The sequence below is a fragment of the Actinoplanes sp. NPDC051537 genome (assembly GCF_055586105.1).
The window spans coordinates 22138-43924 of sequence record NZ_JBVJIU010000016.1 but is presented as its reverse complement, the minus strand read 5'-3'; the positions used below and the strand labels follow the sequence as shown (position 1 = coordinate 43924).

The following is a 21787-nucleotide window of genomic DNA, read 5'->3' as shown; positions in this document are numbered from 1 at the left end:
GGTCAAGCTCCCTTGGCGGTCTTGGCGGAGGCGGACAGGGCCACCAGGTGGGCGGCCGGCTCGGAGTAGTCGATGCCGACGATCGTCGAGCCTTCGAAGCGGAAGGAGGTGAGACTGGCCAGGCCGCACTGGCGGCGGCGCGGGTCGTGCCACAGGCGCTTCTTCTCCACGTACCGCCGCAGGGTCCAGATCGGCAGTTGATGCGAGACGCAGACCGCCTCGTGGCCCTCGGCCGCGACCCGGGCCGCCTGCAGCGCCGCGAACATGCGCTGGGCGATGACCAGGTAGGCCTCGCCCCAGGACGGGGTGATCGGGTCGCGCAGCACCCACCAGTGCCGGGGGTTCGAGAACGCGCCGTCGCCGACCGACACCCGCTTGCCCTCGAAGTAGTTGCTGCTCTCGATCAGCCGTACGTCGGAGGCGACGTCGAGCTTGAACTCGGCGGCGATCGGGGCGGCCGTCTCCTGCGCGCGCTCGAGCGGGCTCGCCACCACGTAGGTCACGTCGCGCGCCGCCAGCGTCTCGGCCGCGGCCTTGGCCATCTGCACGCCGAGCTCGGACAGATGAAAGTCGGGCAGGCGCCCGTACAGGATCTTGCTCGGGTTGTAGACCTCGCCATGCCGCAGCACATGCACCGTGGTCTTGGTCGGCTCGCTCAAGCTGCGCCCCCCGCCGCTGCCCGGGCCGCGTGCGGAAGCGCCGCGGCGATCTGCTCGAGCGCCGCGTCGTCCAGCGCCGTCGACACGAACCACGACTCGAACGCGCTGGGCGGCAGATAGACGCCCCGGCTCAGCATGGCGTGGAAGAAGGCCTTGAACGCGGCCGCGTCCTGCGTCTTGGCCGAGTCGTAATCGATGACCTCGTCGGGACCGAAGAAGATCGAGAACATGTTGCCCGCGTACGAGAGGCGGTGCGCGACCCCGGCCTGGTTGAGCGCGTCGGAGGCGAGCGCGCCGACCGTGGCCGACAGCTCGTCGAGCCGCTTGTAGGCCGCGTCGTCGGCCAGCCGCAGCGAGGCCAGGCCGGCCGCGCAGGCCAGCGGGTTTCCGGAGAGCGTGCCGGCCTGGTAGACCGGGCCGGCCGGGGCGAGCCGCGACATGATCTCGCGACGGCCGCCGAACGCGGCCGCGGGCAGCCCGCCGCCCATGACCTTGCCGAAGGTGAACAGGTCGGCGTCGACCGGGTCGAGCCCGGCCCAGCCGCCGGCCGAGACCCGGAAGCCGGTCATCACCTCGTCGACGATCAGCAGCGCGCCGTGCCGGTGGGCGATCTCGGCGAGCCGCTGGTTGAAGCCGTCGCGCGGGGCGACGACGCCCATGTTGCCGGCCGCCGCCTCGGTGATCACGGCGGCGATCTGCGGGCCCTCTTGCGAGAACGCCGCCTCGACCGCGGCCACGTCGTTGTACGGCAGGACGATCGTCTCGGCCGTGGCCGCGCCGGTGACGCCGGGCGAGTCGGGCAGGCCCAGGGTGGCGACGCCGGAGCCGGCCGCGGCCAGCAGCGCGTCGACGTGACCGTGGTAGCAACCCGCGAACTTGATCACCTTGGCCCGGCCGGTGAAGCCGCGGGCCAGCCGGATCGCCGTCATGGTCGCCTCGGTGCCCGAGTTGACCAGCCGCACCTCCTGCACGGGCGTGCGCCGGACGATCTCCTCGGCCAGGTCGACCTCGCCCGCGGTCGGGGTGCCGAAGCTGGTGCCGCGGGCGGCCGCCTCCTGCACCGCGGCCACGATCTCGGGGTGGGCGTGACCGTGGATCAGCGGCCCCCACGAGCAGACCAGGTCGACGTAGCGCCGGCCGTCGGCGTCGGTCAGCCACGGCCCGGTGCCGCTGGCCATGAATCGGGGCGTGCCGCCGACCGCTCGGAACGCACGCACGGGTGAATTGACCCCGCCGGGCACGATGGCGCTGGCGCGGTCGAAAAGGGCCTGGGAGACCGGGGCGTCCTCCGGGTAGGGGAGGCCCTCGGCGCGGTATGAGGTGGTCACAGCGGCTCCCATTCTGTCAGCGGCCGGGGTGTGCCGTCTCAAGAGGGTTGTTCACGTCGAGCGTGCGTCACACCAGCTTGTCCGGATCGACCCGATACGAACGTGCCCGACGGGCAGATCCACACCATGGACGATAGGCTGAGGCTGTGGAGCGACCGGAGTTGTCCATCGCGATCGAGCATGCTCCCGACGAGGTTGTCCTCCACCTCGCCGGGGAAATCGACGTGCTCACGGTCGCGAACCTCTCCGCCATCGTCAACGAGACGCTGGCCGATCCGCCGCCGCGGATCATGCTCGACATGGCCGGCGTCACATTCTGCGATTCCCAGGGTCTCGGCACGCTGGTGGTGCTCAGCCGCAAGGCCCAGCACGCCCGCAGCGTGCTGGCGTTGAGCAACGTCGGCGAGTTCCTGATGCGCGTTCTGGACATTACGGGCCTGCGTAGCGCCCTCATGATCAGCTCAGCCTCGTGACGCGCCTTTAGGGGTTGCCTTCACACCGGCGTCAAGGCCTAGCGTCTGGACATGCTGATCGGTGAGCTGGCTTCCCGGGCCGGGACGAGCACGCGGACCCTGCGTTACTACGAGGAGCAGGGTCTCGTACGCCCGACGCGCGACACCAACGGATACCGGCAGTACGACGAGGCGGAAATGCGCGTCGTCCACGAGATCCGCTCGCTGCTCGCGGTCGGCTTCGGCATGGACGACATCAAGCCCTTCGTCGCGTGCTTGCGCGCCACCGGGTCCGGCCATGTCTGTCCCGACTCGGTCGCGGTGCTGCGCCGGAAGCTGGCCGAGGTGGACGGCTACCTGTCGCAGCTGACCGACGTCCGGCGGCGGCTGCACGAGCAGTTGACCGAGGCCGTCGAACACCGGGAGTCCCGATGCCACTGATCACCGTCACCGATGCGAACTTCGCCGACACCGTCCTCGCCGCCGACCTGCCCTTCGTCGTCGACTTCTGGGCCGAATGGTGCCCGCCGTGCCGCCCGATGGCCCAGGTCCTGGAGGAACTGGCCCCGTCGTTCGAGGACCGGCTGTTGATCGGCAAGCTCAACTCGGACGAGAACCCGTCGACGACCCGCGCCTACCGCGTCATGTCGATGCCGACTTTGCTGTTCTTCAGCGGCGGCGTCGTCACGTCATCGCTGGTCGGCTTCCGCCCGAAGTCCGTGCTGCGGGCGGCCCTCACCAACGCGGTCGCCCCGTACGTCAACCGCTAGTTGCTGCCCCAGCGCGCCTTTTCCAGCAAGGCCAGCGCCTCGGCCGCCGCGTCGTCGCCGTTTGCTCGCAGGACTCGGGCGGCCTCGTCGACCGTCTCGGTCAGGCGCTGCCACTGGGCCTCTCGCTCGCGGGTGGCGTCGGCCTGGGCCTTGAGCTGCTGGGTCTTTGTCCACAGCTCGACGAAGATGGAGACCTTGGCCCGCAGCACCCACGGGTCGAAGGGCTTCGTCAGGTAGTCGACGGCGCCGACCGCGTAGCCGCGCAGCGCCAGCTGGGCGTCTCGGTCGGCGGCGGTCAGGAACAGGATGGGGACGTGCCGGGTGCGCTCCCGCCGCTTGATGTGGCTGGCCGTCTCGAAACCGTCCATGTTGGGCATCTGCGCGTCGAGCAGGATGACCGCGAAGTCGTCGGTGAGCAGCTGCTTCAGGGCCGCCTCACCGCTCTCGACGGCCACCGGCGTCACCGGCAGGCCCTGGAGGATCGCCTCCAGGGCTAGCAGGTTGTCCTTACGGTCGTCGACCAGAAGGGCCTTGGCACGTTCCGCCACATCCAGTCCTTTCCGCGAAACCGGCGAGGTCAGCCGCGCTCCGGTTCGGTGGTCTTGTCGGCGTTCACCCAGCGGGCCATCAGCTCGATCAGCTCGTCCAGGTCGACCGGCTTGGTGATGTAGTCACTCGCGCCGGCGGCAAGGGCCGACTCCCGGTCACCGGGCATGGCCTTTGCGGTAAGGAACACTACCGGCAGGTCGCGGAAGCGCTGATTGCGGCGGATGCCGCGAGTGGTCTCGTACCCGTCCTGATCGGGCATCATGGCGTCCATCAGCACGATGTCGACCTCGGGGTGCTCGGCCAGCAGGCGTACGCCGTCGACGCCGTTGTCGGAGTAGAGCACGTTCAGCCCGTGCATCTCGAGCGCGCTGGTCAGGGCGAAGACGTTACGCACGTCGTCGTCGACGATCAGCACGGTCGCGCCGTCGAGCTGGCGGCCGGCCGGGCTGATGTGGCTCTCCTGCTCGCGGTGACTGATCACCGGCAGGTCGAGCAGCGGCATGTCGACCGACTGGGCCGGCCGCACGACCACCGTCGTCGACGGCTCCGAGGGCAGCGCCAGCACGGGCGCCGTGTCGGGCGTGAGCGCGTCCGGCACGTACAGCGTGAAGGTCGAACCCTCGCCCGGCAGCGACGACACCACGATGGTGCCGCCGAGCAGCGCCGCGAACTCGCGGCTGATCGAGAGCCCGAGGCCGGTGCCGCCGTACTTGCGGGTGGTCGTGCCGTCGGCCTGCTGGAACGGCTCGAAGATGATCGCCAGCTTCTCGTCGGAGATGCCGATGCCGGTGTCCGAGACCGCGAACGCCACCACCTGGCCGGCCGCGGTCAGCGCCGGGATGTCGAAGTCGGTGCTCGGCGGCGCCGCGAAGATGCTCAGCGTGACCGAGCCCGAGTCGGTGAACTTGACCGCGTTCGACAAGAGGTTGCGCAGGATCTGCTGGAGCCGCTGACCGTCGGTGACGATCGACGCCGGCAGGTCGGGCGCCACCTCGACCCGGAAGTCGAGGCCCTTCTCCTCGGCCTGCGGGATGAACGCCTGCTCGACGTAGCCCTGGACGCCGACGAAGTCGATCTGGTCGACCTCGACGTCCATCCGGCCCGCCTCGATCTTGGCGAGGTCGAGGATGTCGTCGATCAGGGAGAGCAGGTCGGAGCCGGCACTGTGGATCGTGCGGGCGAACTCGATCTGCTTCTCGCTCAGGTTCTGCTCGCTGTTGTCGGCCAGCAGGCGCGCCAGCAGCAACAGCGAGTTCAGCGGCGTACGCAGCTCGTGGCTCATGTTGGCCAGGAACTCCGACTTGTAGGCACTCGCCCGGGACAGCTGCTGGGCCTTCTCCTCGAGACCGCGCCGGGCCTGCTCGATCTCCCGGTTCTTCGTCTCGATGTTCGCCTTCTGCTCGCTGAGCAGCTGCGCCTTGTCCTCCAGCTCGGCGTTGGTGCGCTGGAGCTCGGCCGACTGGTCCTGCATCTCGCGCGCCAGCCGCTGCGACTGGGAGAGCAGTTCCTCCGTACGCCGGTTGGCCTGAATGGTGTTGAGGGCGACGCCGATCGTGGCGACGAGCCGCTCGAGGAACGTCAGGTGCAGCCCGGAGAAGGCCGCCACCGACGCGAACTCGATCACGCCGAGCATCTCGCCCTCGAACAGCACCGGGAGCACGACCAGATCGTTCGGCGGCATCGACATGAGGCCCGAGCGCATGGTGAGGATGCCGTCGTGGGTCGCGCGGACCCGGATCGTACGGCGGGAGACGGCCGCCTGACCGACCAGTCCCTCCCCGGGCCCGAACGTCACCTCGTGGTTGCGGGCGACGTAGCCGTAGGACGCCGCCAACCGCAGCCGCATCACCGCCTGCTCGTTGTCGACCAGGAAGAACGCGCCGAGCTGGGCGTCGACCAGCGGCGTCACCTCGGTCATGATCATGCGGCAGACCTCGCCGAGATCGCGCTGACCCTGCAACAGGCCGCCGATGCGGGCCAGGTTGGAGTCGAGCCAGCCCTGCTCCGCGTTCGCCTTCGTGGTCTCGCGCAGAGTGACGATCATCTGGTTGATGTTGTCCTTGAGCTCGGCGACCTCGCCCTGGGCCTCGACCGCGATGCTCTGGGTCAGGTCACCGCGGGTCACCGCCGTGGACACCTCGGCGATCGCACGCAGCTGGATGGTGAGCGTCGAGGCGAGCTGGTTCACGTTGTCGGTGAGGTCCTGCCACGTACCGGAAACGCCCTTGACCTGCGCCTGACCGCCCAGCTTGCCCTCCACACCGACCTCGCGCCCGACCCGGGTGACCTCGGTGGCAAAGCTGGAGAGCTGGTCGACCATCGTGTTGACGGTGTCCTTGAGCTCCAGGATCTCGCCGCGGGCGTCGACCGTGATCTTCTGCGACAGGTCGCCCTTGGCCACCGCCGTGGTCACCGAGGCGATGTTGCGCACCTGGGCGGTCAGGTTGGAGGCCATGTAGTTCACGTTGTCGGTGAGGTCGCGCCACGTGCCGGCCACGCCCCGCACCTGCGCCTGACCGCCGAGCTTGCCCTCCGAACCGACCTCGCGGGCCACGCGGGTCACCTCGTCGGCGAACGACGACAGCTGGTCGACCATCGTGTTCACGGTGTTCTTCAGCTCGAGGATCTCGCCCTGGGCGTCGACCGTGATCTTCTGCGACAGGTCGCCCTTCGCCACCGCGGTCGAGACCGAGGCGATGTTGCGCACCTGACCGGTCAGGTTCGACGCCATGTAGTTCACGTTGTCGGTCAGGTCGCGCCACGTGCCGGCCACGCCCCGCACCTGCGCCTGACCGCCGAGCTTGCCCTCCGAGCCCACCTCACGGGCCACCCGGGTCACCTCGTCGGCGAACGACGACAGCTGGTCGACCATCGTGTTGACCGTGGTCTTGAGCTCGAGGATCTCGCCGCGGGCGTCGACCGTGATCTTCTGCGACAGGTCGCCCTTGGCCACCGCCGTGGTGACCGAGGAGATGTTCCGCACCTGGCTCGTCAGGTTGGACGCCATGTAGTTCACGTTGTCGGTGAGGTCGCGCCAGGTCCCGGAGACGCCCTTGACCTGGGCCTGACCGCCGAGCTTGCCCTCCGAACCGACCTCACGGGCCACCCGCGTGACCTCGTCGGCGAACGACGACAGCTGGTCGACCATCGTGTTCACGGTGTTCTTCAGCTCCGCGATCTCGCCGCGGGCGTCGACCGTGATCTTCTGCGACAGGTCGCCCTTCGCCACCGCGGTCGAGACCTGGGCGATGTTGCGCACCTGGTCGGTGAGGTTGTTGGCGAGCTGGTTGACGTTCTCGGTGAGGTCGCGCCAGGTGCCGGAGACGCCGCGCACCTGAGCCTGGCCGCCGAGCTTGCCCTCGGTGCCCACGTCGCGGGCCACCCGGGTGACCTCGTCGGCGAACGAGGACAGCTGGTCCACCATCGTGTTCACGGTGTCCTTCAGCTCGAGGATCTCGCCCTGCGCGGCCACCGTGATCTTCTGCGACAGGTCGCCCTTGGCCACCGCCGTCGAGACCTGGGCGATGTTGCGCACCTGGCTCGTCAGGTTGGTCGCCATCGAGTTCACCGAGTCGGTGAGGTCCTTCCAGGTGCCGGCCACGTTCGGCACGTCGGCCTGGCCGCCGAGCTTGCCCTCGGTGCCCACCTCGCGGGCCACCCGGGTCACCTGCTCGGCGAACAGGCGCAGGGTGTCGGTGAGGCCGTTCATGGTGTCGGCCAGCTCGGCCACCTCGCCGCGGGCCGACACGGTGATCTTCTGCGACAGGTCGCCGCGGGCCACGGCGGTGGCGACCTGCGAGATCGAGCGCACCTGGTGGGTCAGGTTCGACGCCATCAGGTTCACCGAGTCGGTCAGGTCCTTCCAGGTGCCGGCCACGCCGCGCACGTCCGCCTGGCCGCCCAGCTCGCCCTCGGTGCCCACCTCGCGGGCCACCCGGGTCACCTCGTCGGCGAACGACGAGAGCTGGTCGACCATCGTGTTGACGGTGCGGCCGATGCGCAGGAATTCACCCCGGAGGGGTCGCCCGTCCATCTCCAGCGCCATGTGCTGGGAGAGGTCGCCCTCGGCCACCGCCACGATGACCCGCGAGATCTCGGTGGTGGGCCGCCCGAGGTCGTCGATCAGCGAGTTCACCGATCGCACGCTGTCCGCCCACGCGCCGTCCAGGCCCTCGTCGTCCAGCCGTTCGGTGAGCCGGCCGTCGCGCCCGACTATTCGGCTGATCCGGCGCAGGTCGAGGTTCTGCCGCTCCTGGAGGGACACGACCTCGTTGAACGCGTCGGCGACCTCACCGGCCGCGCCGCCGCGGCGGGGCAGCCGAACCTTGAGATCGCCGCGGCGTACTCGCCGCAAAGCCTCGGCGAGCTCGCCGAGCAGGGCGGCCTCGTCGGGGGCTTCTTTTGTAGCAGTCATGCCGTCCTCATTTGCTGTCCAACGGCGGTGGGCTACCTATCCTCTCTCGCCCAACCGGGTCAATGCGAGAGACGACTTTGTACATCCCCCCATCAACAGGAGAGGATGCAGGGCGTGTCAGCATCGGAATACCCGGCGGGCGGGCTCGTCCGGCGGGTCCGGCTGCCCAACGACCGTCGCACCCCGGCGGCCGCCCGCGCGCTGGTCCGCTCGGTGCTCGAGGACGCCGGGCTCGATGCGCTGCTCAACGAGGCTCTGCTGCTCACCACGGAACTCTCCACCAACGCGGTGGTGCACGCCAACACCGAGCTGGACATCGAGGTCAGCGCCGATCAGACCGGGCTGACCGTGACGGTGACCGACTTCGCGCCCGGCCCGGTCGAGCAGCTGGCGGTCGGCCCGCGCAACGAGAGCGTGGACATCGGCGAGGTCGCCGAGCGCGGCCGCGGCCTGCTGCTCGTCGACCACTTCGCGAGCCGCTGGGGCACCGTGCACGAGGGCACCGGCAAGGGCGTCTGGTTCCGGCTGGAGGGGCACTCCCCGCCCGAGCCGACCACCGCCGTCGTCCCGGCCGGGAACGTGACCGAGGCGGGCATCCCGAGCGTCGGCGCGCTGACCGCGCTGCTGCAGATCAACCCCGAGCGGCAGACCGACGAGGCGCTCGCCGAGTTCGCCACCGACCTGCTGTCCCGCCTCGCCCGGCTGACCGGCGCGGCCGGCGGCGTGGTGCGGCTCGACCGCGGCGACGGCACCGGCCGGCAGCTGCTGGCCCGGCACGGTCGCCAGCCGCGGGAGAACGCCGACACGATCCGCGTGCCGCTCGCCGTCCACCGGCCCTACTCGGGCGAGCTCGAGCTCGACGCGGCGCCGACCGGCTACGCCCAGCCGCTGGCGACGATCGTGGCCGAGCGCCTCTCGCTGCACCTGGAGAACGACCGCCTCCGCCGCGCCGACCTGCGCCGGCAGACTTGGCTGACGTTCCTGGCCGAGGCCAGCGAGCTGCTCGCCCAGTCACTCGACGTCAACCTCACGATGGCGCTGATCCCGCAGCTGGTGGTGCCCCGGCTCGGCCAGTGGTGCGCGGTGCACACCACCGACTCGTGGGGCCGGCTGCAACTGGCCGCGGCCACCCACGCCGACGAGTCGACGCTGGCCGACCTGCACGAGACGCTCGCCGAGACCGGCCCCGACTCGATCCTGGCCCGGCTCGAGGAGGCGTCCCGGCTCGGCACCCAGGTCATGTTCGGCACCCCGAACGAGGGCTTCGCCGTCCCGCTGGTGGCCCGCGGCACCCGGCTCGGCACGCTCGCCATCGGCAAGCACGCCAAGCACCGGCACGACGCCGACGAGGTCGCGGTGCTGGAGGACGTGGCGCGGCGGGCGGCGCTGGCGATCGACAACGCGCGCATTCACGACGAGCGGCGCAAGGTGGCCCGCACGCTTCAGGCGTCGTTGCTGCCGCCGGCGCTGCCGCACGTGGACGGGGTCGGCTTCGCCGCCGAGTACGTCCCGACCGGCTCCGAGGTGGGCGGCGACTTCTACGACGTGGTGCCGTCCGGCGACGACCGCTGGCTCGTGGTGGTCGGCGACGTCTCCGGCAAGGGCGTCCAGGCCGCCACCGTGACCGGCCTGGTCCGCGACGTGATCCGCATCCTGGTCGACGACGGCAAGCCGATGGCCGAGATCCTCTGCCGGGTCAACCGCACCCTGGTGCAGCGCGGCGGCGGCCGGTACTGCACGCTCGCGATGGCCTCGGTGCATCGCGAGCCGGACGGCACGCTCGTGGTCTGCCTGCACCTGGCCGGGCACGACCGGGCGGTGCTGGTGCGCAGCGACGGCAAGACGTCGTTCGTCGGCGAGGGCGGCACGGCGCTCGGCCTGCTCGAGACGATCTCCTCCCCCGACGCCGAGGTGCGGTTGCAGCCCGGCGATTCGCTGATCTTCTACACCGATGGCGTCACCGAGCGGCGCCGCGGCCGCGAGCTGTTCGGCACCGGCCGGCTGCGCGAGGCGGCGGGCCCGCTGGCCGGCTATCCGGCCGAAGTGATGGCCGCCCGGCTGCGCTCCATCACGATCAACTTCTCGGTCGAGGAGCCCCGCGACGACATCGCGATTCTGGTGCTCCGGAACGACGCGGGATAGGCCCGATTCCGCCACTTTCGCCCGCAAGATCGTGGCATGGTGGGTCACATGGCGAAAACTCAGTACTACACGGCGACGAGCATCGACGGATACATCGCCGACGAGAACAATTCGCTCGACTGGCTCTTCGACGTCGACGGCGGCGCCGAGAACCCGTTCGGCGGGTTCTTCGCCGGAGTGGGCGCGTTCGCCATGGGCGCCAACACGTACGAGTGGGTGCTCCGCAACGACGACGTGCTGAACAAGCCGCAGAACTGGCACGACCTGTACGGCGAGGTGCCGTGCTGGGTGTTCGGCAATCGCGAGCTGCCCCTGGTGCCGGACGCCAACGTCTTCATGGTCAGCGGCGACGTCCAGCGGGTGCACGAGGCCATGCTGGTGGCGGCCAAGGGCAAGAACGTCTGGCTGGTCGGCGGGGGCGATCTGGTCGGCCAGTTCGTCGACCGGGGCCTGCTCGACGAGATCATCCTCGGCATCGCGCCGGTGCTGCTCGGCCGCGGTGCGCCGCTGCTGCCGCGCCACCTGAGCGCCCGGGAGCTCATCCTGACCGGCTCGGCCCAGGTCGGCCGCTTCGCCTATCTCACATACGCGGTGGGCAACACCCCGCTCCCCGAGCGGCACCCGTCGACGGCGGCGTCCCGGCGCCCGGAACGAGTCCGGTAGACCTAGAAGAACTCGTGCGGCGCGGCCATGTCGACCCGGCCGGCCAGGTCGAGCGGCGCCGCCATCAGCACGGCCCGGCCGTCACGGGCCATCAGCACGTGCCGCACCGTCTCCATGACCTGCTCGAGCCGCTCGGCCGGCAGCGAGCCGGGCAGCACCGCGACCACGTTGCCGATCCCGGCCGACCCACGCACGGGCACCGGCCCGCCGAGCGCGTCGGCCAGGGCGTAGACGGCGGCGGCGAGGTGGGCCGGCGACACCGCGAGGCGCAGCGCGACGTCGCCCCGGCCGAACGGGTACTGCCCCCACCAGCGCGGCGCGACCGGCGCGACCGGAACTCCCCACTCCGCGGCGAGCGAGCCGGCGTCGGCATCCTCGAACAACGCCGAGATCGTGCCCCGGCCGTCGGCCGGCAGATCGGCCTCGACGGCGCTGACCCCGTGCCCGGCGGCCTCGCCCGCGAGCTTGGCCGCCTGCAGCGGGCTCGCGACGTCCCTCGTCACCCAGCGACGCGCGGCCGGCGCCGCCTGGAGTCGGACCACGGCCGAAGTGAGCACGCCGGCGATCTCGGCGAGGCCGGGCCGGTCGCCCTCGCCGTCGGACTCCGCGAGGTGGCCGGCGACATCGACATAGGACACCCGGTCGACCTGCTCGGCCGCGGTGCCGAAGCGGTGCCGCAGCGGGCCGGACTCGTTGACCGCGAGCATGCCGCCGACGGTGGCCGTCCGGGACGGCGGGTCGGCCGCGAGCCGCTGGCCACGCAGCGCGAGGGCGGCCTGGAGTGAGCGCACCGGCGTGCCGGCCGCGACCTCGACCGTCCGGCCGTCGACGTCGTGGTTCCACAGGCCGTTGAGCCGCCCGGTATCGATGATCAGGTCGGCGCCGGACCGCGGCGTACCCCAATCGATCTTGCTCCCGGAACCGCGCGGCACCACCGCGAGTCCCTCGTCGATCGCGAGCCGCAGCACGTCGGCGACCGCCTGGTTGGTCGCCGGCACCGCGACGTATCGGGCGCGGGAGCCGCCGACCTCGTCGATCGAGCGGGCCGCCCGCGCGTAGTCGGGCCCACAGATGTCCACAAGCGCATCGAGCAACCGGTCAGTCACGCGTAAATCCCAAAAGATCGACAAGCTCTAAGATCGTCCACTCTGGCATATCGTACAGGTGTTCGAACGCCCGGTCTCTCCCGCGCCCGAAAAATGTCTGTCTCCGCAGCTAGGCCGGTAACGTAGCTCCCGTGACTTCCGACAAGCCCGACACGCCGCCCACGGTCCGCCAGGTCCCGAGCGAGCGCACCTTCCACGGCGACACCGTGACCGACGAGTACGCGTGGCTCGCCGACAAGGAAGACCCGCAGACCATCGCTTACCTCGAGGCCGAGAACGCCTGGACGGAGAGGGCGACCGAGCACCTGGCCGGGCTCCGCGACACCGTCTTCCAGGAGATCAAGGGCCGCACCCTGGAGACCGACCTCTCGGTGCCCAGCCGCAAGGGCGGCCACTGGTATTACACGCGCACGGTCGAGGGCAAGCAGTACGGCATCCACTGCCGGGTCGCGGTCCGGCCCGGCGAGACCGACCCGCCGACCGGCGACGACAAGCCCGGCGAGGAGGTGCTGCTCGACGGCAACGCGCTGGCCGAGGGCAAGGACTTCTTCGCGCTCGGCACCTTCGACGTCAGCCCGGACGGGAACTGGCTCGCCTACTCCACCGACTTCGCCGGCGACGAGCGCTTCACGTTGCGGGTCAAGAACCTGGCGACCGGCGAGGTGCTGCCGGACGAGGTGCCCGACACGTTCTACGGCACGGCGTGGTCGGCCGACGGCAGCGAGCTGTTCTACATCACCGTCGACGACGCCTGGCGGCCGTACCGGGTGTGGCGGCACACCGTGGGCAAGCCGGCGGCCGACGACGTCCAGGTCTTCGAGGAGCCGGACGAGCGCTTCTGGGTCGGCGTCGAGCTGACCCGCAGCGAGAAGTTCATCGTCGTCGACACCCAAAGCAAGATCACTTCGGAGGTACGGGTCATCCCGGCCGAGTCGCCGACGACCGAGCCCGTGGTGATCCGCGAGCGGGAGCAGGGCGTCGAGTACTCGATCGAGCACCACGGCCACCGGTTCCTGATCCTGCACAACAAGAACGCCGAGGACTTCGCGCTCGCGTACACGTCGGCGGACAGCCCCGGCGAGTGGGTCGAGCTGATCCCGCACCAGCCCGGCATCCGGCTCGAGGCGGTCGACGCGTTCGCCCGGCACATCGTGATCTCGCAGCGCCGCGACGGGCTGACCGGGTTGCGGGTGATGGGCGACGGCAGCACCGACTCGTACGACATGCCGTTCCCGGAGCCGCTCTACAGCGTCGGCCTCACCGGGAACCCGGAGTACGACACGGGCACGGTCCGGATCAGCTACACCTCGATGGTCACGCCCGACTCGGTCTACGACGTCGACCTGGTGACCCGGCAGATGACGCTGCGCAAGCAGAAGCCGGTGCTCGGCGGCTACGACCCGGCCGACTACGAGCAGTTCCGGGAGTGGGCGCGGGCCGCCGACGGCACCAAGGTGCCGATCTCGATCGTGGCGCGCAAGGGCGTGCAGCGGGACGGCTCGGCGCCGGCGATGCTGTACGGCTACGGCTCCTACGAGCACAGCATCGACCCGTACTTCTCGATCGCCCGTCTGTCCCTGCTCGACCGGGGTGTCGTCTTCGCCATCGCGCACGTCCGCGGCGGCGGCGAGATGGGCCGCCGGTGGTACGAGGACGGCAAGATGCTGACCAAGAAGAACACGTTCACCGACTTCATCGCCTGCGCCGAGGCCCTGGTCACCAAGGGCTGGACCACGGCGGCGCGGCTGGTGGCGCGCGGCGGCTCGGCCGGCGGCCTGCTGATGGGCGCGATCGCGAACCTGGCGCCCGACGACTTCGCCGGCATCGTGGCCCAGGTGCCGTTCGTCGACCCGCTGACCTCCATCCTCGACCCGTCGCTGCCGCTGACGGTCACCGAGTGGGAGGAGTGGGGCAACCCGATCGAGTCGACCGAGGTGTACGCCTACATGAAGTCGTACAGCCCGTACGAGAACGTCGCGAAGCTGGCCTACCCCAAGATCCTGGCGGTGACCAGCCTCAACGACACCCGCGTGCTCTACCACGAGCCGGCCAAGTGGGTCGCCCGGCTGCGCGCCGTGGCCCCCGACGGCACCTATCTCCTCAAGACCGAGATGGGCGCCGGGCACGGCGGTCCGAGCGGCCGGTACGACTCGTGGAAGGAGGAGGCCTTCGTGGTCGCCTGGTCCCTGGACGTGATGGGCGCCGCTTAACCGATCCGCAGCTCCTCGAGGTCGGTGCTGGAGCGCAGCACGAGCACTCCGGCGCCGACCGCCACCAGCACCCCGAGCACCGCCCCCGCGCCGAGCAGCCCGAGGTCGGCCCACGGGATGGGGACGCGCAGCACCAGCGGCGCGTGCAGGGTCGCGAGCGGGATGCAATGGTCCGCGGTCTCCGGCGTGGCCAGGCAGCTCGCGTACTCGCGCTGGAGGTCGAAGTCGGTCTGGATCAGCCGGACCAGCGCGTCCCCGGTGCCGAGGGCGAGCAGCAGCGCCGGGACCATCGGCGTCAGCGTCTGCCAGAGCAGGGCGGCGCCGAGGGTGCGGCGGGGGACGCCGGCCGCGGTCAGGGAGGCGTACGTCCGCCGGCGAGCTACGACGCCCTCGACCAGCGCCACCAGGAGCCCGGCCGCCGCGACCGCCGCGCTCAGCCCGACCGCCACCATGACCAGGCGGATCGCGCCGAAGTAGAAGCCGGGTTCGCCGCCGGCGCCCACCCCCTCGCCGTCGGTGTAGCCCATCAGGCGGTTGAAGAGGTCGTAGGAGAGGAACTGGGTGGCGAGCAGCGCCCGGTAGGCGAGCGCGATCGACCCGGCGATCACGGCGACGAGCAGCGCGGCCATCGTGCGGCTGCCGTTCCACGGGTCGGTGATCAGGCGCTGGCCGGCGAGCAGCGTGGCCGGCCCGCGGCCGTACCGCCGAAGCAGCCGCCCACTCGTGTACGAGATCCACCCGACGCCGAGCACCACGCCCGCCATGGTCAGCACGGTGCCGCCGCCGAGGAAGAGATAGGCCACGTTCTTCGACGAGGCGATGTGGAAGCGCTCCTGCGTCGGCACGGCGAACAGCACCAGGCCGGCCGCGATCAGCAGGCCCGGCCAGGGCCGCGGGCCGCGCTTGCGGCTCCGCCGCACCACGCCGAGCGGCGTGACGATGACCCGGCGCATCAGCAGCGCGCCGATCACCGCGGCCAGCACCGGCACCAGCAGCACCAGGATCACCGCGACCGGCGCCGGCGGGAAGACGTCCGTCGGCAGGACCCGCAGGCCGTTCCGGTCCGGCCGGTCGAGCAGCCGGTGGGCGACGACGTAGGCGACCAGCCCGGCGACCGAGCCGAGCAGGCTTGCGACGGCCGTCTCGGCGGTCGCGATCAACACCGCCTCGCGTGGCGTCGCCCCGGCCAGCCGGATCGCCGCCAGCCGCCGGTCGCGGGCCGGGGCGCCGAGCCGGATGCACTGGCCGGCCAGCGCCAGCACCGGCAGCGCGACCAGCACGAACGTGGCCGCCACGCCCGGGCGCAGGCCGGGCTCGACGAGCAGCTCGTTCGTGTACCGGTCGGCCCAGCCCTGGATCGTGAGAACCGTGGCGGCGCAGAGCATCGCGACCGTCGCGAGCAGGGCGCTCACCGCGGTGAGGACGGTCCGCAGCACATCGGTGCGGTTGCCGGCCACCGCGAGGCGGGCCAGCGTGGATGCTCTCACCGGATCACGCCCAGGCCGAGGCCGGAGGGATCGAGGACGCCGTCGCGCAGGGTGATCTCGCGGTCCGCGTACGCCGCGACGGTCGTCTCGTGGGTGATCAGGACGACCGCCATGTCCCGCTCGCGCGCCACCCCGACGATCTCGCCGAGCACCTGCTCGCCGGTGAGCACGTCGAGCGCGCCGGTCGGCTCGTCGGCGAACAGCACCCGCGGCTCGGTGACCAGCGCCCGGGCCGCCGCGCAGCGCTGCTGCTGGCCGCCGGACATGGCGCCGGGCCGCTGCTCGGCGAGGTCGGCCACGCCCAGCCGCTCGAGCCAACCGAGCGCCGCCTGCCGTGCCTCTCGCCGCCCCGAACCGGCGAGAAGCAGCGGCAGGGCGACGTTCTCGGCCGCGGTCAGCTCGGGCACCAGCTGGCCGAACTGGAACAGCACGCCGAACTCGGTGCGCCGCAGCCGGGACCGCGCCGCCTCGGACCAGAGCCCGATGTCCTGGTCGCGGTAGGTGACCGTGCCGGCGTCGACCCGCAGGATGCCGGCCAGGCAGTGCAGCAGCGTCGACTTGCCGCAGCCGCTGGGCCCGGTGACCGCGACGATCTCACCGGCCGCCACCTCGAGATCGACGCCACGCAGCGCCGGGGTGGCGCCGTAGTTGCGGACGATGCCGGTCCCGCTGATCAGTGCGCTCACTTCGTCACTTCCTTCTGCATGTCGGCGACCCGGGTCAGCGTGGTGTCCAGCCAGCGCAGGTCGGCCTGAAGGTGCCCGAGGGAGAAGTCGGCGGCGACCACGTCGCCGACGCTCGCCCCGGACGCGGTCTTGGCGGTGGTGAGCTCGCGCATGCGGCCCATGTGGGCGGTGCGCTGGGCGACCAGGTAGTCGCGGGCGCGCTCGGCGTCGGCGGCGAGCAGCGCGACGATCACCTTGCTGAACAGCTCGCTGGTCACGAACGGCGCGGGCGGCTCGACGGTGGTGAGCCAGGCGTCGAGGTGCCGGCGGCCGTCGTCGGTGAGCGCATAGGACGTACGGTCGGGGCCGCCCTCACGTTCCTGGCCGGACTCGACGACGTAGCCGTCCCGCTCGAGCCGGCCGAGGGTGGCGTAGACCTGGCCGAAGGCCAGCGGCTTGGCCTGGGGCAGGCGCTCGTCGTGCGCCCGCTTCAGCTCGTAGCCGTGCCGCGGGCCGCCGGCGAGGAGGCCGAGGAGGACGTGGGCCGTGGACATGGCGACCACTATTCAATGAGTGAATAGTGGTCGTCAAGCCCCCGACCTTGCGGCGCGCGAGATCTCAGCCCCGGCGGAGGGCGACCACGGCGACGTCGTCATCGGCCTGCCCGGCCGCGCCGAGCTGCAGCAACAGCCGGTCGCAGAAGTCGTCGAGCTCGTCCTCGACCTCGGCCGACGCCCGCTGCAGGGCGGCCAGGCCGACGTCGATGTCGGCGTCGCGGCGCTCGACCAGCCCGTCGGTGTAGAGCACGAGCGTGCCCCCGGGCGGCAGCACGAACTCGAGGTCGGGCGGGCGCGGCGCGTTGATGCCGAGCAGGGTGCCGCCCGGCTGGAGGAAGCTGACCCCGTCCGCGGTGTGCAGCAGCGGCGGCAGGTGGCCGGCGCCGGCCATCCGCACGGTGCCGGTCGCGGGGTCGAGCGTGAGCAGGCAGATCGTCGCCGAGTCGGCCGGCAGCACCGTGCGCATGAACCGGTTGACCAGGTCGAGGACCCGGCCCGGCGAGTGGCCCTCGACCGCGTACGCGCGAACGGCGTGCCGCACCTCGGCCATCACCGTGGCGGCGTGCAGCGAGTGGCCGGCCACGTCGCCGATGGCCACCAGCAGCTCGCCCCCGAGGGTGGTGACCTCGTAGAAGTCGCCGCCCACCTCGGTCTGCGAGCCGGCCGGCATGTAGCGCACGGCCATCTCGACGCCGGGCACCACGGGCAGCCGCGACTGCAGCAGGCTGCGCTGGAGCGTGACCGCGATCCGGTGCTCCTCGTCGTACGACCGCTGGGCCTCGACCGCGGCCGCGACCGCCTGGGAGAGCTGGCGCAGCACCGGGAAGCCCGGGGTCTGCGAGCTGCTCGGCACGGCCACGTAGACGGGCGGGCGGTCGATGCGCAGCCGGGCCGCGGCCACCGCCACGGTCTCGCCGGACGGCCACTCGACCACGTTCCAGTCGGCCGGCTGGTCGGTGCGCACCAGCGAGCCGACCGACAGGTTGCGCTCGGCCGGCGACCAGGAGCGGACCACCGGCGGCGAGCCGTACGCGGCGAGACTGCTGCCCTCGGCGCTCTCGGCCACCACGACCACCGGGCTCCCGAAGATGTCGTGCGCGCCGGCGGCGGCCGCGGAGAGCAGGCCGGACAGCGTGGACGCCGAGTTGATCTCCAGAGTGGCCTCGGCCAGGCGGACCAGGCGGGCGGCCAGGAACTCGGCCCGGCGGCGGGCCGAGTAGTAGCGCAGCACGGACTGGCAGGTGGCGATCAGCTCGTCCGGCTCGATGGGCTCGACCAGGTACGCGTCGGCGCCACGGTTCAGGCCCTGGGTGCGGTCACTGACGTCGACCGCGTGAGCCGACACGTGGATGACGGGCACCACACCGTACGCCGGATCGGTCTTGATCCTCTCGCAGACGTCGAAGCCGCTCATGTCCGGCAGCTTCACGTCGAGCACGACGAGATCGACGCCCGAGCCCGGCAGCATCGTCAGCGCCTCGCCGCCGGTCTCCGCCTGGCGGACCGTGAAGCCGGCCCGGGTGAGCCAGCTGACCAGCAGGTATCGCTTGGTGGCACTGTCATCGACGACGAGGACGGTGGCCGCGGTCATGACGCCGGCAGCCGTACCGCGAAGGAGCTGCCCACGCCCGGCTCGGAGGTGACCCGCAGGCCGCCGCCGAGGATCGTGACCAGCCGCCGTGCGTAGGGCAGCCCCAGCCCGGTGCCCTTGCCGCTGATCGCCTGGCTGCCCGGGACCTGGTAGAACTCCTCGAAGATCCGCTCGTGCAGCTCGGCCGGGATGCCCGTGCCGGTGTCCGCGACGACGAACTCGACGTCGCCGTCGACCAGCCGGCCGGACAGGCGCACCTCGCCCTCGGCCGTGAACTTGATCGCGTTGGTCAGCAGGTTGCGCAGCACCCGGGCGAGCAGCACCTCGTCGGTGCGCAGGGTGGGCATCGGCGGCTCCTCGACCACGAAGTCGACCTCGGAGCGGGTGGCGAGCGGCCGCAGCGTGCCGCGCAGCTGGCCGAAGACGGCCCGCAGGTCGACGTCGGCCCACTCCGGCTCGATCCGGCCCGCTTCCGCCTTGGCCAGGTCGAGCAGGTCGTTGACGAGGGCCAGCAGGTCGACCGCGGAACCACTGATCAGCTCGACCTGACGGCGCTGCTCGGACGCCAGTGGCTCGGACGACGGGTCGTTGAGCAGCCGGGCCAGCCCGATCACCGCGGTCACCGGGGCGCGCAGCTCGTGGCTCACGTTGGCCAGGAACCGGCTCTTGGCCTCGCTCGCCGTCCGCAGCTGCACCGATTTCTCGTCCAGCTCGGCGTAGAGCGCCACCACCCCGCGGTTGGTCTCCTCCAGCTCGTCGGAGAGCTGGTGATAGAGGGCCATCACGCCGCGGTTGGTCTCCTCCAGCTCGGCGTTCAGCCGGGCCAGGTCGTCGCGCTGCGCTCGCACCTCATCGAGGGCGGCGATGAGCTGCTGGTTCTGGACGCTCAGCTCGTCCAGCGGGGTGCCCGGCACGTGCTCGGCCAGCCCGGTACGGATCTCCTCCATGCGTTCCGGGGTCAACCTAGGGGCGCTCGCGGGCAACCGTCGAGCCATCCGGACCACCGTGCCGGTCTCACCATCGCCGACCTCCAACGCGTCGACCAGGCGGCCGACCTGTCCAAGCTGCGCGCCGACATCGGTCGCGCCACCGGGCAGCGGGTCCACCACCGTCACCCGCAAGGTTGGTACCCCGTTCGGCTCCGCGACGAACGTCACCTCGGCGACCCGGCCGCCGGCGACCATCACCCGGCCCACCTCGCTCAGCGCGGTCGCGATGCGGGTCTGGTCCTGTTGCTCCATGCCGACCGCGCGGGCGACCTCGCGGCCGAGCTGACGCACCACGAAGACATCCTGCTCCACCCGCAGGCGCATCCTGGTCAGCGGCTCGGCGGCGTCGGTCATGGCAAGCGCGCCACCAGGACGCCGGCATCGTCACGGCGGACACCCGCGTCGCGCAGCACGGTCGCGGCGATCACGGCGGCCGAATGGGCCAGCAGGCCGGGGTAGTCGAGCAGGTTCCAGCGGTCGACCACGCCGTCGCTGTGCATGAGCACGACCGAGTCCGGGGCGATCGGGTAGTCGTACTGCCGGATCTGGCGCCGCTGGTGACCGGCGATGCCGGGCAGCGAGATCATCCCGCGGCGGCTGCCGTCCGAGGCGAGCACGGTGCCGGCGATGTTGCCGAGGCCCGCGTAGCGCACCAGGCCGGCCTCCGGATCGAGCTCGGCCACGGCCAGCGCGGCGCCGCGGGTGTGGTTCAGCTTCCGGTGCAGCGCCTCGACGACCGCGGCGGGCGGGGCCGATGGCGTCTCGGCGAACACGCGTACCGCCTCGTGTGAAGCCGCCGCCGCGAGACCGCCGTGCCCCAGCCCGTCGCACATCAGCACCTGGCGCCGGCCGTCCGACTCGCGGACGGCGAAGGCGTCGCCGCTCACCGACTCGCCGGTGAGCGGGCGGGTCACCCCGGCGGCCCAGGCGGGCGGCGGCGGAGCGGCGGACCAGACCTGGGCGATCAGGACGGTTCCCTTGCCCGGTACGGAATGGAGGTCCGACCACGACGACTGACGGACGATCGCGCCGAGGCCGATGCCGAGCGTGCCGGCCGTGGAATGCCCATCGCCGACCGAATGCGCCAGGTCGGCCATCCCCGGCCCGCGGTCGATCGCGACGATCTCGACGCCGGCCTGCTGCTCGGTGCGCACCGCCCGGACCAGCAGCGCGCCCTCGTCGGCGTGCTTGGCCAGGTTTCCCGCCGCCTCGGCGGCCACGATCGACAGGTCGGCCGTCCGCTGCTCGGGCAGGCCGAGATGGTTGGCCAGCCGCTCGGCCGTGCGACGGACAGCGGAAGCTGTGGCGGCCGCCTCGACCCGGAACCAGACACCTCCGTCGAGGAGTCCTTCGGGTAGCGACGCCACCGTGCCTCCGTTCATCGGCACCACTTGGTGACGGTAATCGTTGTACCCCGGCCCACGGCGGTGTCGATGTCGAACTCGTCGACCAGCCGCCGCGCGCCGCTCAACCCTAGCCCCAGGCCACCGCCGGTCGTATAGCCGTCGGTGAGGGCCAGATCCAGGTCGGCGATGCCCGGGCCTTCGTCGGCGAAGACGATCCGGATGCCCTGCCGGCGCCCGTTGTCGACCCGCGCGACGTCGACCGCGCCACCGCCGCCGTAGACCAGCGTGTTGCGGGCGAGCTCGCTCGCGGCCGTCACCAGCTTGGTCTGGTCGACCAGGGAGAGCTTGACCGCCACCGCGACGGTACGCACGAGCTGCCGTACCCGCACGACGTCCTGGTCGGTGGTGACCGCGATCCGCTCGGCCGAATCACTCACGACTGAGGCACCGCGGCCGGGCCGGCGTCCTCGTCGTCGGCGGCGTCGGCGTCCAGTTCCACGTCGTCGTACCGGTCGCGGGCGAGCAGGGCCATGCCGAGCTCGACGTTGAGGGCGGTGCGGATGCCGGGCAGCGAGAGGCCCAGCTCGACCAGGGTGATCGCCACGGCCGGGCGCATGCCGACGACCACGGTCTCGGCATCCAGCACCCGGGAGATCGAGGCGATCGTGGCCAGCGTGCGGCCCACGAACGAGTCGACGATGTCGAGCGCGCTGATGTCGATGATCACGCCGTGGCAACTGGTGGCCACGATCCGCTCGGCGAGGTCCTCCTGCAGCTGCAGGGCGACCTGGTCCTCCATGTCGATCTGGATGGAGACCAGGAGAATGTCGCCGATCTTGAGGACCGGAACCCGCTCCAC

The 21787-nt window shown here is 71.4% G+C and carries 19 protein-coding genes; 6 read left to right on the top strand and 13 right to left on the bottom strand.

Going from position 1 to position 21787, the window contains the following annotated elements:
- Window positions 1-2 precede the first annotated feature (2 nt).
- The gene (locus tag ACZ6TB_RS34135; RefSeq protein ID WP_465561580.1) at window positions 3-659 is read right to left on the bottom strand and encodes a histidine phosphatase family protein; all 657 of its coding nucleotides are present in this window, start codon (window positions 657-659) and stop codon (window positions 3-5) included.
- A complete protein-coding gene (gene hemL / locus ACZ6TB_RS34130) occupies window positions 656-1999 on the bottom strand; it encodes a glutamate-1-semialdehyde 2,1-aminomutase (RefSeq protein ID WP_465561579.1) in 1344 nt (447 codons plus the stop codon). Before hemL ends, ACZ6TB_RS34135 begins: the two co-directional genes overlap by 4 nt.
- Before the next feature lie 134 nt (window positions 2000-2133).
- On the opposite strand from hemL, the gene ACZ6TB_RS34125 reads away from it, so the two are divergent.
- The 3 genes from ACZ6TB_RS34125 to ACZ6TB_RS34115 are packed head-to-tail and all read left to right on the top strand — an operon-like array spanning window position 2134 to window position 3209.
- Window positions 2134-2460: an STAS domain-containing protein gene (locus ACZ6TB_RS34125; protein ID WP_465561577.1), complete on the top strand. Its 327-nt coding sequence runs from the start codon at window positions 2134-2136 to the stop codon at window positions 2458-2460.
- 51 nt (window positions 2461-2511) lie between these two features.
- Window positions 2512-2880 carry a MerR family transcriptional regulator gene (locus tag ACZ6TB_RS34120; RefSeq protein ID WP_465561575.1) on the top strand — a complete coding sequence of 123 codons (369 nt, stop codon included), beginning with the start codon at window positions 2512-2514 and terminating at the stop codon, window positions 2878-2880.
- Window positions 2871-3209 carry a thioredoxin family protein gene (locus ACZ6TB_RS34115; protein WP_465561574.1) on the top strand — a complete coding sequence of 113 codons (339 nt, stop codon included), beginning with the start codon at window positions 2871-2873 and terminating at the stop codon, window positions 3207-3209. Before ACZ6TB_RS34120 ends, ACZ6TB_RS34115 begins: the two co-directional genes overlap by 10 nt.
- Here ACZ6TB_RS34115 and ACZ6TB_RS34110 read toward each other — a convergent pair.
- Window positions 3206-3757, bottom strand: coding sequence for a response regulator (locus tag ACZ6TB_RS34110; RefSeq protein ID WP_465561572.1), 552 nt, complete (start codon window positions 3755-3757; stop codon window positions 3206-3208). The two genes, ACZ6TB_RS34115 and ACZ6TB_RS34110, sit on opposite strands and share 4 nt — an antisense overlap.
- A 29-nt stretch (window positions 3758-3786) precedes the next feature.
- Window positions 3787-8172 carry a HAMP domain-containing protein gene (locus ACZ6TB_RS34105; protein ID WP_465561571.1) on the bottom strand — a complete coding sequence of 1462 codons (4386 nt, stop codon included), beginning with the start codon at window positions 8170-8172 and terminating at the stop codon, window positions 3787-3789.
- Between the two features lie 105 nt (window positions 8173-8277).
- Between ACZ6TB_RS34105 and ACZ6TB_RS34100 the strand changes: the two genes are divergently transcribed.
- Window positions 8278-10314 carry a SpoIIE family protein phosphatase gene (locus tag ACZ6TB_RS34100; RefSeq protein WP_465561569.1) on the top strand — a complete coding sequence of 679 codons (2037 nt, stop codon included), beginning with the start codon at window positions 8278-8280 and terminating at the stop codon, window positions 10312-10314.
- 48 nt (window positions 10315-10362) lie between these two features.
- On the top strand, window positions 10363-10977 hold the full coding sequence (locus ACZ6TB_RS34095; RefSeq protein WP_465561567.1) for a dihydrofolate reductase family protein: 615 nt from the start codon (window positions 10363-10365) through the stop codon (window positions 10975-10977).
- A gap of 2 nt (window positions 10978-10979) precedes the next feature.
- Here ACZ6TB_RS34095 and ACZ6TB_RS34090 read toward each other — a convergent pair whose 3' ends face one another.
- On the bottom strand, window positions 10980-12083 hold the full coding sequence (locus ACZ6TB_RS34090; protein ID WP_465561565.1) for an FAD-binding oxidoreductase: 1104 nt from the start codon (window positions 12081-12083) through the stop codon (window positions 10980-10982).
- A 131-nt stretch (window positions 12084-12214) separates the two neighbouring features.
- On the opposite strand from ACZ6TB_RS34090, the gene ACZ6TB_RS34085 reads away from it, so the two are divergent.
- Window positions 12215-14293 carry a S9 family peptidase gene (locus tag ACZ6TB_RS34085; protein ID WP_465561563.1) on the top strand — a complete coding sequence of 693 codons (2079 nt, stop codon included), beginning with the start codon at window positions 12215-12217 and terminating at the stop codon, window positions 14291-14293.
- Here the strand turns inward: ACZ6TB_RS34085 and ACZ6TB_RS34080 are convergent.
- The 8 genes from ACZ6TB_RS34080 to ACZ6TB_RS34045 form a co-directional block, all read right to left on the bottom strand.
- Window positions 14290-15780: an FtsX-like permease family protein gene (locus ACZ6TB_RS34080; protein WP_465561561.1), complete on the bottom strand. Its 1491-nt coding sequence runs from the start codon at window positions 15778-15780 to the stop codon at window positions 14290-14292. The two genes, ACZ6TB_RS34085 and ACZ6TB_RS34080, sit on opposite strands and share 4 nt — an antisense overlap.
- On the bottom strand, window positions 15777-16466 hold the full coding sequence (locus ACZ6TB_RS34075) for an ABC transporter ATP-binding protein (RefSeq protein WP_465561560.1): 690 nt from the start codon (window positions 16464-16466) through the stop codon (window positions 15777-15779). The genes ACZ6TB_RS34080 and ACZ6TB_RS34075 overlap by 4 nt, the downstream gene beginning before the upstream one ends.
- On the bottom strand, window positions 16463-16999 hold the full coding sequence (locus tag ACZ6TB_RS34070) for a PadR family transcriptional regulator (protein WP_465561558.1): 537 nt from the start codon (window positions 16997-16999) through the stop codon (window positions 16463-16465). The genes ACZ6TB_RS34075 and ACZ6TB_RS34070 overlap by 4 nt, the downstream gene beginning before the upstream one ends.
- Window positions 17000-17063: 64 nt before the next feature.
- Window positions 17064-18593, bottom strand: coding sequence for a SpoIIE family protein phosphatase (locus ACZ6TB_RS34065; protein ID WP_465561556.1), 1530 nt, complete (start codon window positions 18591-18593; stop codon window positions 17064-17066).
- Window positions 18590-19936 (bottom strand): ATP-binding protein, encoded by a 1347-nt coding sequence (locus ACZ6TB_RS34060; RefSeq protein WP_465561554.1) that lies wholly within the window; start codon window positions 19934-19936, stop codon window positions 18590-18592. The genes ACZ6TB_RS34065 and ACZ6TB_RS34060 overlap by 4 nt, the downstream gene beginning before the upstream one ends.
- Complete coding sequence (locus ACZ6TB_RS34055; protein ID WP_465561552.1) at window positions 19933-20964, bottom strand: SpoIIE family protein phosphatase; 1032 nt, start codon at window positions 20962-20964, stop codon at window positions 19933-19935. The genes ACZ6TB_RS34060 and ACZ6TB_RS34055 overlap by 4 nt, the downstream gene beginning before the upstream one ends.
- Window positions 20961-21365, bottom strand: coding sequence for an ATP-binding protein (locus ACZ6TB_RS34050; protein ID WP_465561550.1), 405 nt, complete (start codon window positions 21363-21365; stop codon window positions 20961-20963). The genes ACZ6TB_RS34055 and ACZ6TB_RS34050 overlap by 4 nt, the downstream gene beginning before the upstream one ends.
- The gene (locus ACZ6TB_RS34045) at window positions 21362-21787 is read right to left on the bottom strand and encodes an STAS domain-containing protein (protein WP_465561548.1); all 426 of its coding nucleotides are present in this window, start codon (window positions 21785-21787) and stop codon (window positions 21362-21364) included. The genes ACZ6TB_RS34050 and ACZ6TB_RS34045 overlap by 4 nt, the downstream gene beginning before the upstream one ends.

What these genes read in the sequence shown, in the direction of transcription:
- hemL (WP_465561579.1), bottom strand. Translation starts at nt 1,999, where the DNA reads ATGGGAGCCGCTGTGACCACCTCATACCGCGCCGAGGGCCTCCCCTAC.
- ACZ6TB_RS34120 (WP_465561575.1), top strand. Translation starts at nt 2,512, where the DNA reads ATGCTGATCGGTGAGCTGGCTTCCCGGGCCGGGACGAGCACGCGGACC.
- ACZ6TB_RS34115 (WP_465561574.1), top strand. Translation starts at nt 2,871, where the DNA reads ATGCCACTGATCACCGTCACCGATGCGAACTTCGCCGACACCGTCCTC.
- ACZ6TB_RS34105 (WP_465561571.1), bottom strand. Translation starts at nt 8,172, where the DNA reads ATGACTGCTACAAAAGAAGCCCCCGACGAGGCCGCCCTGCTCGGCGAG.
- ACZ6TB_RS34100 (WP_465561569.1), top strand. Translation starts at nt 8,278, where the DNA reads ATGCAGGGCGTGTCAGCATCGGAATACCCGGCGGGCGGGCTCGTCCGG.
- ACZ6TB_RS34095 (WP_465561567.1), top strand. Translation starts at nt 10,363, where the DNA reads ATGGCGAAAACTCAGTACTACACGGCGACGAGCATCGACGGATACATC.
- ACZ6TB_RS34070 (WP_465561558.1), bottom strand. Translation starts at nt 16,999, where the DNA reads ATGTCCACGGCCCACGTCCTCCTCGGCCTCCTCGCCGGCGGCCCGCGG.
- ACZ6TB_RS34065 (WP_465561556.1), bottom strand. Translation starts at nt 18,593, where the DNA reads ATGACCGCGGCCACCGTCCTCGTCGTCGATGACAGTGCCACCAAGCGA.
- ACZ6TB_RS34060 (WP_465561554.1), bottom strand. Translation starts at nt 19,936, where the DNA reads ATGACCGACGCCGCCGAGCCGCTGACCAGGATGCGCCTGCGGGTGGAG.
- ACZ6TB_RS34055 (WP_465561552.1), bottom strand. Translation starts at nt 20,964, where the DNA reads ATGAACGGAGGCACGGTGGCGTCGCTACCCGAAGGACTCCTCGACGGA.